This window comes from Ramlibacter tataouinensis TTB310 (assembly GCF_000215705.1).
In the GTDB taxonomy this organism is placed as follows: domain Bacteria; phylum Pseudomonadota; class Gammaproteobacteria; order Burkholderiales; family Burkholderiaceae_C; genus Ramlibacter; species Ramlibacter tataouinensis.
Genome location: NC_015677.1, coordinates 1250733 through 1262600, shown reverse-complemented (window position 1 = coordinate 1262600; position 11868 = coordinate 1250733). Strand labels below are relative to the sequence as shown.

12 protein-coding genes are annotated in these 11868 nt (G+C 69.1%); 6 read left to right on the top strand and 6 right to left on the bottom strand.

Annotated elements, in window-relative coordinates; genetic code table 11:
• Nucleotides 1-13: 13 nt before the first annotated feature.
• The 6 genes from RTA_RS06310 to RTA_RS06285 are packed head-to-tail and all read right to left on the bottom strand — an operon-like array spanning nucleotide 14 to nucleotide 6458.
• Nucleotides 14-3259 (bottom strand): pilus assembly protein, encoded by a 3246-nt coding sequence (locus RTA_RS06310; protein WP_013900552.1) that lies wholly within the window; start codon nucleotides 3257-3259, stop codon nucleotides 14-16.
• Between the two features lie 20 nt (nucleotides 3260-3279).
• A complete protein-coding gene (locus RTA_RS06305) occupies nucleotides 3280-3834 on the bottom strand; it encodes a hypothetical protein (RefSeq protein ID WP_049871232.1) in 555 nt (184 codons plus the stop codon).
• A 26-nt stretch (nucleotides 3835-3860) separates the two neighbouring features.
• Nucleotides 3861-5081 carry a PilW family protein gene (locus tag RTA_RS19670; RefSeq protein WP_013900550.1) on the bottom strand — a complete coding sequence of 407 codons (1221 nt, stop codon included), beginning with the start codon at nucleotides 5079-5081 and terminating at the stop codon, nucleotides 3861-3863.
• The gene (gene pilV, locus RTA_RS06295; protein ID WP_013900549.1) at nucleotides 5078-5542 is read right to left on the bottom strand and encodes a type IV pilus modification protein PilV; all 465 of its coding nucleotides are present in this window, start codon (nucleotides 5540-5542) and stop codon (nucleotides 5078-5080) included. Before pilV ends, RTA_RS19670 begins: the two co-directional genes overlap by 4 nt.
• Entirely contained in the window at nucleotides 5542-6039 is a 498-nt protein-coding gene (locus RTA_RS06290) for a GspH/FimT family pseudopilin (RefSeq protein ID WP_013900548.1), read from the bottom strand. The genes pilV and RTA_RS06290 overlap by 1 nt, the downstream gene beginning before the upstream one ends.
• Nucleotides 6033-6458 (bottom strand): type IV pilin protein, encoded by a 426-nt coding sequence (locus RTA_RS06285; RefSeq protein WP_226986126.1) that lies wholly within the window; start codon nucleotides 6456-6458, stop codon nucleotides 6033-6035. Before RTA_RS06285 ends, RTA_RS06290 begins: the two co-directional genes overlap by 7 nt.
• 296 nt (nucleotides 6459-6754) lie before the next feature.
• On the opposite strand from RTA_RS06285, the gene RTA_RS06280 reads away from it, so the two are divergent.
• The 6 genes from RTA_RS06280 to RTA_RS06255 all read left to right on the top strand — a co-directional run bounded on the left by RTA_RS06280 (nucleotide 6755) and on the right by RTA_RS06255 (nucleotide 11853).
• A complete protein-coding gene (locus tag RTA_RS06280; RefSeq protein WP_013900546.1) occupies nucleotides 6755-7036 on the top strand; it encodes a hypothetical protein in 282 nt (93 codons plus the stop codon).
• Nucleotides 7037-7088: 52 nt separating this feature from the next.
• The gene (locus RTA_RS06275) at nucleotides 7089-8321 is read left to right on the top strand and encodes a multidrug effflux MFS transporter (protein WP_013900545.1); all 1233 of its coding nucleotides are present in this window, start codon (nucleotides 7089-7091) and stop codon (nucleotides 8319-8321) included.
• A 189-nt stretch (nucleotides 8322-8510) separates the two neighbouring features.
• A complete protein-coding gene (locus tag RTA_RS06270) occupies nucleotides 8511-9374 on the top strand; it encodes a branched-chain amino acid ABC transporter permease (protein ID WP_041675116.1) in 864 nt (287 codons plus the stop codon).
• The gene (locus RTA_RS06265; RefSeq protein WP_013900543.1) at nucleotides 9374-10402 is read left to right on the top strand and encodes a branched-chain amino acid ABC transporter permease; all 1029 of its coding nucleotides are present in this window, start codon (nucleotides 9374-9376) and stop codon (nucleotides 10400-10402) included. The genes RTA_RS06270 and RTA_RS06265 overlap by 1 nt, the downstream gene beginning before the upstream one ends.
• Entirely contained in the window at nucleotides 10395-11159 is a 765-nt protein-coding gene (locus tag RTA_RS06260) for an ABC transporter ATP-binding protein (RefSeq protein ID WP_013900542.1), read from the top strand. Before RTA_RS06265 ends, RTA_RS06260 begins: the two co-directional genes overlap by 8 nt.
• Nucleotides 11146-11853: an ABC transporter ATP-binding protein gene (locus tag RTA_RS06255; protein ID WP_013900541.1), complete on the top strand. Its 708-nt coding sequence runs from the start codon at nucleotides 11146-11148 to the stop codon at nucleotides 11851-11853. The genes RTA_RS06260 and RTA_RS06255 overlap by 14 nt, the downstream gene beginning before the upstream one ends.
• Nucleotides 11854-11868 lie beyond the last annotated feature (15 nt).

Here is an 11868-nt window from a genome sequence, read left to right as displayed (position 1 = left end):
CTGCTGCCGCGCCTCAGTTCAGGGGCCGCATGTAGATCCGGCGGAAAGCCGGGTTGCTGTTGGCGGTCTCGTCGATCTCGCGGCTCTGCGTCGTCTTGTCCGACAGCCGCAGCAGCGCGCGCGGCCCATTGGCGGTGATCACGATCACCGGCCGGCTCGACAGCGCGTTGGCGATGAAGAAGACGGAATCGTAGTAGTCGCTGCCTCCCGGGGTCTTGATCACCGCGCCGCCGGTGGCGGCGGACAGCTGGAACAGGTAGCTGGAGCCGCCCGGGTTGCAGTCCGCATTGGAAGGCTGGTTGACGACGATGACGAGCGTACCGCCCGCGGTCAGCGCGGGCTGCGTGTTCACCCGGCCGCCCGCGATCGGGATGTCGAGGTAGAAGCCACGCCGGCTGCTCAGGTCCACGGCGTTGTGGCTCACGTTGATCGGGCCGCCCGGGGTGGACTGGGTGGCGAACTGGCACACCAGCTCGCCGTTGCCGCCGTTGCTGGGGCAACTCGCCCCGTTGGAGCCGCGGATGTCCGGCAGCGCGGGCGAGGCCACGCTGGTGTCGTCGACGATGCCGTAGATGGTCTGCTGCTGGCTGGCATTGGCGTTGGGCGCCCCGGTCCCCGGCACGTCGTCGATGGAGAAGTACTGGCCGGTGCCGAAGTAGATGAACATCCGGGTCGCGCTGCCGAGGACCGGGGAAACCACCGGCGGCGCGGTGATGGGCTGGGGCAGGCCGGCACGGTCCACCGCCGCGGCCACGCGCACCGGCGCCGAGAGCGTGGGCGCGTTCAGGTCGAAGCGCCAGACGTTGCCCTGCAGGTCGCCCCCGTAGACATGGCGCACCACGGCACTGGCGGCGAGGTTCGCCGGCTTGGCCAGGTGGGCAAGTCCCAGGCCGGCGGCGGCGCTGCCGAAGCCGGCGGGTGTGATGAACTCCTTCTCGACGTTGCCGTTGGCGGGATTGAGCACCCACACCCGGCCCCGGCCGTCACCGCCCAGGCCTTCGCTGCCGGTGTCGTTGCGCAAGCCGGAGGTCACCACCACCCTCCATCCGGCGGAGGTGTTCACGATCAAGGGGATGCCGAAGGAATAGCCCATGTTCGCCGGCCGGAACTCCCACAGCACCTTGGCGACGGCGTCGGCCTCCGTGGCCGCAGTGCCGCTGGTGACGTCCAGGGCATAGAAACCGGCACCGCCCTTGCCCAGCCCGCCGACGAGCAGGTGGCGGACATCCCCCACCCCCGTGACGGCCGCCGTCGCGGGCGTGCCGTCCACCAGGTATTCGTGCTCGAAGGCCAGGCTGGCGCGGCCAGCCAGCTTGCCGTGGATCAGGCGCGGGACGTAGGCCCACAGCTCCTGGCCCCGGGTGTCCGCGCTGGCCTCCACGCGGCCGTCGAAGGCGTGCAGCATGCCGTCGTTGGCCGCCTGGTACACGACCGGGCCGGCGGGGTAGTTCACCACCACCGGCTCGGCGTTGATGATGTCGCCCAGCAGGAAGGTGCGCGCGCGGAAGCTCACGTCCTCGCCGTGGCGCACGCCGCGCGTATAGTCGATCAGGGCGTCGGTGAGGCCGGGCGTGGTGGCGCGCAGCGCCGTGCCGCTGGCGGTGGTGAAAGGCACGCCGGTCGTGCCGTTCCAGGAGGCGATCTTGCGCGACGCCGGCGCCATCGCGTTCAGCCGGTCCTTGGCGAACCAGCTCGCCGTGCCGTTCTGCAGGCCCGTGGTGATGTCCAGCGAGTAGGCCTCCAGGTCGCCGTACCAGCTGCCCGACTTGTAGCTGGAGGCGTAGCCCACCGTGCCGGCCGTGATCTGCGCGTTGGTCACGGCCACCGCGGCGGCGGCGGCGTCCTTGGCGATGGCATCGGCGATGACGGTGCGGAAGGCGTCGACCAGGGTGTCGGAGTCGGTGGCGGCGATGAACTTGCCGCCGCCCTGCCGCGCCGTGTTGATCAGTAGCGGGTCGTTCTGCACCGTCGGGTCGGCGAAGCCGATCATGTAGGTGCTGATGTTGTTCTTGGCCCGCGGCTCCGAGCCCGTGGGCGCGGGCTTGGCCAGGTCCGGCCGCCAGTCGGCGTCGAACAGCAGCTTGGCCACGTCGTCCATGTAGTCGGAGCCTGCGCTCTCATAGGTGCGCCCGATCTTGCGGTCCCAGGAACCCGCCGCGCCCTTGTTCACGCAGTTGGTGTCGTTCACACCGGAGCAGTCGCCGTCATAGTCCCGGATGTAGGTGTTGCTGTTGAAAGCGCGATCGCTCTGCGGGCGGCCGTCGGTCATGGCGAAGATGGACGAGCGCTGGCACCAGTACTGGATGGGCCGGGGCGACGAACTGCCGGTGCATGACGCGGCGCCGGCCAAGCAGGCATTGCGTGTGGCGTTGTCCGTACCGTTCAGGCGCAGCAGCGTGTCGATGTTGACGCTGTTGGTGCGGGCAGTCGTGATGTCACCGTTGTAGCCGGTGGCCAGGTAGCGCCCGATGTCGGCCAGCGTGGAGGCCAGCGGCGTCGAGGCTTCGGCCTGAAGAGCATCAATGCTGGTTTTGAGGGAACTGCGCAAGGCCGCATTGAAGTCACTCATATCGACACGAAGCGCCCCGCCGTCCGACGTGCGTCGGTAGCTGCTGAGGCCCACCCGCACCACCGGGCGCGCACCGGTGGCCTGCACCGGCAGCGAATCGATGGTGCTCTTGGCCGCACGGCGGGCGATCTCCATGCGCGTTTCGACCAGGCCCGACGCCAAGCGCTTGCGGTTGCCCCAGCCCGTGACCGGACCGCCGTAATTGCCGAAATACCAGTTCAGGAAGTGGCCGCTGTATTCCGAGTCCAGGTAACCCGTGGGCATGCGGTCATCGCTGGAACCCCCGTTGCCCAGCAACCGGGCGCTGTACGTGACGTTGTTGTGGAAGCAGCGACCCCTGCTGTCCACGGTGACATGCCGGTACGTCGTGCCGTTGGAGACGAAGCGCGGCTCACCATCGACGACGCGGATATCGATGGACGGGGGGTTGGCACCCGAAGGCGGGATTGGAATCGGGCTGCTGCAGTTGCCGAAGTAAGTGGCCGAAGGCGAATACGGCGCCGCCGGCACGATGTTGTTCATCGAGCCGGAGTTGTCGATCATGAACATGAAGTTCGGAGCGACGTTGTTCTGGACCGCGGGCGGGACGTCGTCGATCTTCTGCGCGAGCGCGCCGCCGAAGGCCAGCGCCAGCGCGGCCAGCACAACCGTACCGCGGCCGGGCGCGATCCTGCGAAAGAGGTGGGTCATCACGGACTCCTGTGGCGCGGTCAGGTCGAGGCCGGGCCGCTGAACATGGCTTCGAACCAGGACTCGGTGCCGCGCGGGCCGCGCACCCGCACCAGCACGCGGTAGCGCAGCGCCGTGGTGGAAGCCGACACGGCCGTGGCCTGGGGCTCGTACTCGCAGCGCGAGCGGATGTCGAGGATGTCGGCCAGGTCGGGGTTGGCCGCGCACCGGCGCTCCACCACGTACTGGATGCGGTAGTTGCCGGTGTCGGCGGCGCAATCGGTCAGCAGCACGCCGCGCTCGTCCGTGCAGCGCACCTGCGCCCAGTCGATCGATGCCGGCATGCCGAGCGCGTCGACGGTGCCGTCGATCACGGACAGGTAGCGGTGGGCCACCGCGTTGTTGCCCTGCCCTCCGCTGATGCGGTTGGCCACTTCGCTCAAGGCGTCCGTCATGGCCCGGTCCGACGCCTGCATGGCCGCCTGCCGGAAGGAGAAGTTGCCGGCCATCGCATTGCCGGTCTGCACCGTGCGCATCACGCCCATGCCGGCAAGCAGGGTCACCACCAGCACCACCAGCACGACGATGAGGACCATGCCCTCTTGCTGTTGCCTTGGCCGCATCAATCGCTCCAGATCACGGTGCGCAGCGGGATGACGGCCGCATGCACCCGGTAGCGGTAGTTCTGCCAGCCGCGGCCGGCGGGGACGGGGACGCTGCTCAGGTCGATCACCGGCGCGGCCGCATCCTCGAAGGAACACGGGCCGGTGTTGGCCACCCCGGCGGTGTTGGTGCAGGCGACGCTCACCATGGCGCCGTCCGGCTCCCGCCCGCGGGCCACCAGCACGATCCGCACGGCCTTGATGCGCGAGATGTCGGCCTCGGCCGGCGTGCCGCCCCAGGTTGGGCCACTGGCATTCACCCACTGCTCGACCACGTCGCTGGCCGGTGAGTTGCTCACGCCGTACTGCGCGTGCATCAGCACCACGTCGGTGGCGATGGCGTCCACGCCGGCGCCGAAGGCGAGCGGGGCGGCGGTACACGGCGGCAGCGCAGCCGTGACGAAGGCGTTGTAGCGCACCAGCGAGGCGCACTGCACGGTGAACGCATCCTGGCGGAAGCCGTTCGCCACCGAACCGACGCGGCTGACCGTCGCCGGGCCATGGGCGCCGCCGCCGCTGCTGAACCCGAACGTTGGGTTGTTGGTGAACGCGGTAGGACCGGGATTGAGCCCCTGGTTCGGGTTGCGCACCAGCACCTGGCACTCGTTGGCATTGCCACCGCAGGCCGACGTGGCGGTAGGTGCTCCCGTGACCTGGAACAGCGTGCAAGGCTGGCCCGAGCCCGGAGCGCCCAGCAACGCGTAATCGTTGTCGGCGAAAGCCCCGGCGTTGGCCACCTGGATGTTGCTGCCCGTCGTGTTCATCATCACGGGCGCGGCGGTCAGCGCGCGTGCCCCCGAGCCACCGGTGAAGACGACAGTGTCCGACGCGCCGGCGCTGCCCCCGTCGGTGATGCGCGCCGGCATGAAGCGGCCGCCGTTGGACACCAGAGCCGAGCCGTTGTAGGCGTTCCAGGTCGGGCACAGCGGCTGCCGGTTCGCGTAGAACCCGGCCCCGGCGCCGCGGCCCGCCAGGTCCAGCAGCGACAGTCCGATCTGCGCGCTGTTCTGCGCCGTGGCGTTGGCGCTGATGATGGAGAACTGCCGGCCGGAGCTGACCACCGCGGTGGTCACGGCCAGCGCCACCAGCAGCCCCAGGGCGCTGGCGACCATCAGCTCGACCAGCGTGACGCCGCGGCTGCGGGCCGGCAGCGGCCGGCGGTGGAGACTTCGTGCGTTCATGGCCATTGCACCCGGTTGACGAGTTCCAGCGTGTGGGGCGTGTCGCCCTCGCCGTTGCGCCAGCACAGCCGCACCGTCACCTCGTCCGGTGGCGAGCCGGACACGATCACCTGCTGCTCGGCGGCGGTCGCGCGGGGGAAGGCAGCCGTGACCTGCGACAGCCAGTCGGTGACAACCGGGTGGGTCGACGCCGATCCGGTGGGGGAGCAGGCCACGGTCCCGTCGGCCATGTGCCGGAAGCTCATCGCGTCGGCGGGCGCGGCGATCAGCATCCGCGCCAGCAGCTGGTCCGCGAGGAAGGTGGCTTCGGCGCGCTGGCGCGCATCCGTCGACATCTTCACCGCCGTGGCCTGCAACCGCACCAGCCCCAGCACGCCCAGGGCGAAGATGACCACCGCCACCAGCACCTCCACCATGGCGACGCCGCGGGCCGGCGCAAGCGAGGAGACCGCGTGTCGCATCAGCACCTCCTCGGGTCCGCCGCGGTCGTGACGGCGGGATCGCACATGCGGATCAGGCCGCCGCCGAACACGTTCACGCGCCGCGTGCGCGAATCGGCCGCCGCGCCGGAGATCGTGACCTGCGACAGCTGGGTGCCCGGGTTGAGCAGGCCGGTGGGCAGGAAGGTCACGGACCGGACCGCGTCCGTGTAGGACAGCGTCAGTCCCAGCCAGTCCGTGCTGGCATAGGACTGCAGCGTCTCGCCGGGCGTGACCCGGGTCACCTCCCAGCCTGTGCCGTCCGCCCGCATCGTGAAGCGCACGGCCGCGTTGCGCCGCACTGCCTCGGCGCGTGCGTGGTTGAGCCCGTCCAGGATGCTCTGGGCCGCGCCTTGCACCTTGCGATTGGTGAGCATCTGGCTGGCACCGGGCGCGGCCAGGGTGGCGCCTATGGCCAGGATGGCCACCACGGTCAGCAGCTCGATCAGCGTCACGCCACGGTGCAGGCACTTCAGCACGATGCACCCTTCTTCTTGAGCCAGCAGGCCGCGTTGACGGTGGCGCCGGCGAACTCCACGGTGCGCTGCTGGTCGGTCTCGTTGACCGTGTACACGTAGCCGGCCATGTCGGCCTGTCCGGTGGCGGTCACGAGAAAGGACTGCGAGGTGCCGCCGGCGCCCCAGGCGCAGCTGAAGGCGAAGCCCGGGGCCGACGGCATGCCCGGGGCGCAGCTGCTGGCCGTGGAGCCGTAATGGCGGTTGTCCTGGTAGAACTGTTCCATCCGCACGCGCACGGCGCTCATCTCGCCCAGGGCTGCGGCGATCTTGCCGCGGCGCACGTGGTCCACATAGGACGGGTACGCCACCATGGCGAGCAGGCTGACGACCGCCACCACGATCATCAGCTCGATCAGCGTGAAGCCACGCTGCCCTCTCAACGGATGTTCTTTTCTCATTTCTGCGCGCCCTTCCCTCACCGACGCGGCGTCCTTTCCTGCCAAGAGCTGGAACGGAGCATTGGGGCGCATTGTCTTTGCCGATGAGTAGCAAGTGCTAGCGCTTCTCGCATCTTGTTGCTGGTAAGCGGCAGTTTGTCACATGCATCTGGGCTTACTTCCCATTCACTCGGCGACAACCCAGTCAGGCCCAACTAAAGAATTAACGCAGAGCTTGAATCCAGCGGGCGCCTGCGGCGCGTAAGGCAGGTACCTTCAACACACATAGAGGACTCACCATGAAGAACTTCTCCCTGCTGGCCCTGGCCGCCGCATCCCTGCTGGCCACCGCCGCGCATGCCGACGAGGCCGACGGTTCGCAGCATGTGCTGCAAGCGCAGTCGACGCGCCCGGCCGCCGAGGTGCGTGCCGAAGCGCGCAACCCCATCCGCATCAGCGAAGGCAGCACCGGCGTGATGACCCCGGCGGCCTCGGACATGAGCCGCGAGGCGGTGAAGGCGCAGGCGGTGAGCGCCGTGCGCGACGGCCAGACCTCGCGCGGCGAATCCGGCCTGATGTAAGCGCCCGCAGGGCCGGCCGGCGGCCGGCTCTTGCCCGGTGATACTCCCGGGCATGAATCCCGACGCCCACACCCTCTGGCGCGCGCCGCGCTGGGCCCTGGCCGTGCTGCTCGCCGTGCTGGGCATGCTCGGCCCGTTCTCGATCGACACCTACATCCCGGCCTTCGCCGGCATCGCCCGCGCGCTCGGCGCGTCGCCGGTGCAGATGCAGCAGACGCTGTCGGCCTACCTGTTCGGCTTTGCCTTCATGAACCTGTTCCATGGCGCGCTGTCGGACAGCTTCGGCCGCCGACCGGTGGTGCTGTGGGGTATCGCGGTGTTCACCCTCGCCTCGGCCGGCTGCGCCCTGTCGCAGACCATCGGGCAGCTGGTGTTCTTCCGCGGCCTGCAGGGCCTGTCCACCGGCGCGGGCATCGTGGTCTCGCGCGCGGTGATCCGCGACATGTTCCCGCCCGACCAGGCGCAAAAGGTGATGAGCCAAGTCACCATCTACTTCGGGGTGGCGCCGGCGCTGGCGCCCATCGTCGGCGGCTGGCTGTTCGTGCATGCCGACTGGCATGCGATCTTCTGGTTCCTCACGGCCATCGGCGTGGTGCTGTGGACGGCCAACTGGCGGCTGCTGCCCGAGACGCTGCACCGCGACCAGCGCCAGCCCTTCAACGTGCGCAACCTGATGCGCGGCTACTGGCAGCTGGGCGCCAGCCCGCGCTTCCTGCTGCTGGCGCTGGCCAGCGGCATCCCGTTCAACGGCATGTTCCTGTACGTGCTGTCGGCACCCGAGTTCCTGGGCACCCACCTGGGCCTGGCGCCCACGCAGTTCTTCTGGTTCTTCGTGCTCACCATCGCCGGCATCATGGGCGGCGCCTTCACCAGCGGCCGCCTGGCCGGGCGCATCGCGCCCAAGCGGCAGATCCGGCACGGCTTCGTGATCATGCTGACGGTCTCGATCCTCAACGTGGCCGCCAACTTCCTGTTTCCCGCGCAGGCCAGCTGGGCCGTGTTCCCGATCGCCGTCTTCGGCTTCGGCTGGGCGCTGATGGTGCCGGTGGTGACCCTGCTGGTGCTGGACCTGCATCCCGAGCGGCGCGGCCTGGCGTCCTCGCTGCAGGCCGTGGTGGGCTCGACCGCCAACGGCATCGTCGCCGGCGCCATCGCGCCGCTGGTCATGCATTCCACGCGCAGCCTGGCCGTGGCCTCGTTGCTGATGATGAGCGTGGGGCTGGCCGCCTGGGTCTTCCTGCACCGGCGCTGGCCGGAGATCGGCCGCGTCGCCACGGCCGCCTGAAAGGCACCCTCGCGCGCCTACGGCTGAGGATAGGCAGGCACCTGCGCGACACCCGACGCCGGCAGCGAACTGGTGTTTTCCCTGGGACGTTCCGCAGTGCGGTACGCAGGAGCGCCTGCGTGTTGCTGGCGCCTGCACGCGGCGCTAAATTGGTTCGGCTCATGCGCGCAGCACGCGCAACCACGATCCATGGACCTCTTCCTCCAACAAGTCCTCAACGGCCTCACGCTGGGCGGCATCTACAGCCTGGTGGCGCTGGGCCTGACCCTGGTGTACGGCATCCTGCACGTGCCCAATTTCGCGCACGGCGCCTTCTACATGGCCGGGGCCTTCGTGTCCTTCCACCTCATGAAGGCCTATGGCTTCAACTACTGGCTGGCGATGCTGGGCTCGGCGGCCTGTGTCGCGGTCATCGCCACCCTGGCCGAGCGGCTGGTGTTCCACCCACTGCGCAAGGCTTCGGGCCTGCACCCCATGATCGCCGCCATCGGCATCCTGCTGTTCCTGGAAGCGGGCGCACAGGCCATCTGGGGTGCCGACTTCCACCGCATGCAGACGCCCTACACCGGCATCCTGGACCTGGGCGGCGTCACCGCGCCGGTGCAGCGACTGCTCATCATCGCCGCCGCCTTCGGCCTCATGGTCGTGCTGCAGCTGTTCCTGCGCCGCACGGTGACCGGCTCGACCATCATCGCGATGGCGCAGAACCGCGACGGCGCCTCGCTGGTGGGCATCGACGCCAACAAGGTCGCGATGCTGACGTTCGCCATCTCGGGCGCGCTGGCCGCCGTGGCGGCGACGCTGTACGCGCCGATCAACCTGGTCTACCCAGCCATGGGCCACCTGGTCATCACCAAGGCCTTCGTCATCATCATCCTGGGCGGCATGGGCAGCGTGCCGGGCGCCATCGTCGGCGGGCTGATCATCGGCTTCGCCGAGAGCTTCGGCGCCTTCTACATCTCCACCGACTACAAGGACATCATCGCCTTCGCGCTGCTGGTGCTGATCCTGTCGCTGCGGCCGCAGGGCTTGTTCACCAAGGGGGCGCACTGATGAGGTACCTCACCGGCAAGCCCGGCTGGCTGCTGCTGCTGGCCCTGGGCTTGGCCTTCCCCTGGTTCGCCAGGAACGACTACCACCTCACGGTGATGTCCACGGCCTACATCTTCGCCCTGGCCACCGTCGGGCTGAACCTGATCACCGGCTACACCGGCCAGTTCAACCTGGCGCACAGCGGCTTCATGGCCGTGGGCGCCTACACGGTGGGCATCCTGACGGTGGACCACCAGGTGCCGTTCTGGATCGCCTTCGCACTGTCGGGCGTCACGGCCACGGTGCTGGGCTTCTTCATCGGGCTGGTGTCGCTGCGCCTGAAGGGGCACTACTTCTCGATCTTCACGCTGTGCGTGGGCTACATCATGTTCCTGGTGATCGAGAAGTGGGAGGGCCTGACCCACGGCACGGTGGGCATCATCGGCATCCCCGCGCCCTCGCCCATCGGGCCGCTGGCCTTCGACTCGCCGCGCTCGCTGTACTACCTGGTGTTCTTCTTCCTGGTGCTGGGCGTGTGGGTCATGCACCGCATCGTCACCTCGCTGCTGGGCCGCACGTTCATGGCCATCCGCAACGGCGACGAGCTGGCCGAGTCGCTGGGCATCAACCTGATGCGCAACAAGCTGCTGGCCTTCATGCTGTCGGTGTTCTACGCCGGGCTGGCGGGCGGGCTGTACGCCGGCTTCGTGCGCTTCCTGGGCCCCGGCCTGGCGGGGGTGGAGCACACCTTCGACATGACCATGTACATGCTGGTGGGCGGCCTGGGCACGCTGCTCGGGCCACTGCTGGGCGCGCTGGCCGTGCCCTGGCTGACGCAGTACCTGCAGTTCCTGCAGGAGTACCGTTTCATCGTGTTCGGGCCCATCCTGGTGCTGCTGGTGATCTTCCTGCCGCACGGCATCGTCGGCACCTGGCTGGGCTGGCGGGCACGGCGCGAAGCCGGCGTGGCGGCGCCCAGCCGCAACGCCCCCATCGCAGGCCCGAGCGCGGCCGAGGTCGGCACGCGGCCGGGAGGCAGCCATGCTTGAGATCCGCCACCTGACCAAGCGCTTCGGCGGGCTGGCCGCCGTCAACGACGTCAGCGCCACGGTCGAGCGCGGCAGGATCAACGCCATCATCGGCCCCAACGGCGCCGGCAAGACCACCTTCTTCAACCTGATCAGCGGGGTACACCGCCCCACCTCCGGCAGCATCAGCTTCGAGGGGCAGGACGTGACCCACCTGCGGTCGGACCAGGTGGCGCGGCTGGGCATCTCCCGCACCTTCCAGACCACCACCCTGTTCGACATGGCCACGGTGCTGGACAACCTCATCGTCGGCCACCGGCTGCGCACGCGTTCCGGCCTGGTGGACGTGCTGTTCAACTCGCGCCGGCTGCGCGAGGAGGAACGCACCTGCCGCGAGAAGGCGCGCGAGGCGCTGGACTTCGTCGGGCTGTCCCACATCGCCCACCGGCTGGCCGGCGACATCTCGCAGGAGGAGCGCAAGCGGGTCGCCTTCGCGCTGGCGCTGTCCACCGACCCCCGCCTGGTGCTGCTGGACGAGCCGGCCGGCGGCGTCAACCCGGACGAGACGCAGGGCCTGGCCGACCTGATCCGCAAGATGGTCGCCAGCGGCCTGACCGTGTGCCTGATCGAGCACAAGATGGACATGATCATGAGCCTGGCCGACAAGATCATGGTGCTGAACTACGGCGAGAAGATCGCCGAGGGCAGCCCCGCCGAGATCCGCGCCAACCCGGCGGTGATCGATGCCTACCTGGGGAGCGAGCATGCTGAGGTTTGAGAACGTCAGCCAGCACTACGGGAGCTTCCGCGCCCTGAACGGCGTCAACCTGGAGGCGCGCGACGGCGAGCTGGTGGTGCTGCTGGGTGCCAACGGCGCGGGCAAGAGCAGCATCTTCCTCACCGCCAGCGGCCTGAACCGCGCCAGCGGCGGCAGCATCCGCTTTCGCAACCAGGAGCTGGTGGGCATGAAGCCCTCGCAGATCGTGGAGCTGGGCGTGGTGCTGTGCCCCGAGGGCCGCAAGCTGTTCCCGCAGATGTCGGTGCTGCAGAACCTAATGCTGGGCGCCTACGTGCACCGCGGCGACAAGGCCGGCAACCAGCGCAAGCTGGACGAGGTGTACAGCCTGTTCCCCATCCTGGCCGAGCGGAGCGGCCAGGCGGCGGGGTCGCTCTCCGGCGGCCAGCAGCAGATGGTGGCGATCGCCCGCGCGCTGATGGGCCGGCCGCAGACGCTGCTGCTGGACGAGCCCTCGCTGGGGCTGGCGCCGCTGGTGGTCAAGCAGGTGTTCGAGGTGATCCAGCGCATCAACCGCGCGGGCACCACGGTGCTGCTGGCCGAACAGAACGCCTACGCGGCGCTGAAGATCGCCCACCGCGCCTACGTCATCGAGAGCGGCCGCATCGTCATGGAAGGCGCGCCCGACGCCCTGATGAACAACACGGCGGTCCGCAAGGCTTACATCGGGGCCTGAGGCCCCGGCTTCTTT

Bases quoted from the DNA above. Each gene is read 5' to 3' on its own strand.
- RTA_RS06310 (WP_013900552.1), bottom strand. From the start codon at position 3,259: ATGACCCACCTCTTTCGCAGGATCGCGCCCGGCCGCGGTACGGTTGTG.
- RTA_RS06305 (WP_049871232.1), bottom strand. From the start codon at position 3,834: ATGGTCCTCATCGTCGTGCTGGTGGTGCTGGTGGTGACCCTGCTTGCC.
- RTA_RS19670 (WP_013900550.1), bottom strand. From the start codon at position 5,081: ATGAACGCACGAAGTCTCCACCGCCGGCCGCTGCCGGCCCGCAGCCGC.
- pilV (WP_013900549.1), bottom strand. From the start codon at position 5,542: ATGCGACACGCGGTCTCCTCGCTTGCGCCGGCCCGCGGCGTCGCCATG.
- RTA_RS06280 (WP_013900546.1), top strand. From the start codon at position 6,755: ATGAAGAACTTCTCCCTGCTGGCCCTGGCCGCCGCATCCCTGCTGGCC.
- RTA_RS06275 (WP_013900545.1), top strand. From the start codon at position 7,089: ATGAATCCCGACGCCCACACCCTCTGGCGCGCGCCGCGCTGGGCCCTG.
- RTA_RS06270 (WP_041675116.1), top strand. From the start codon at position 8,511: ATGGACCTCTTCCTCCAACAAGTCCTCAACGGCCTCACGCTGGGCGGC.
- RTA_RS06265 (WP_013900543.1), top strand. From the start codon at position 9,374: ATGAGGTACCTCACCGGCAAGCCCGGCTGGCTGCTGCTGCTGGCCCTG.
- RTA_RS06260 (WP_013900542.1), top strand. From the start codon at position 10,395: ATGCTTGAGATCCGCCACCTGACCAAGCGCTTCGGCGGGCTGGCCGCC.
- RTA_RS06255 (WP_013900541.1), top strand. From the start codon at position 11,146: ATGCTGAGGTTTGAGAACGTCAGCCAGCACTACGGGAGCTTCCGCGCC.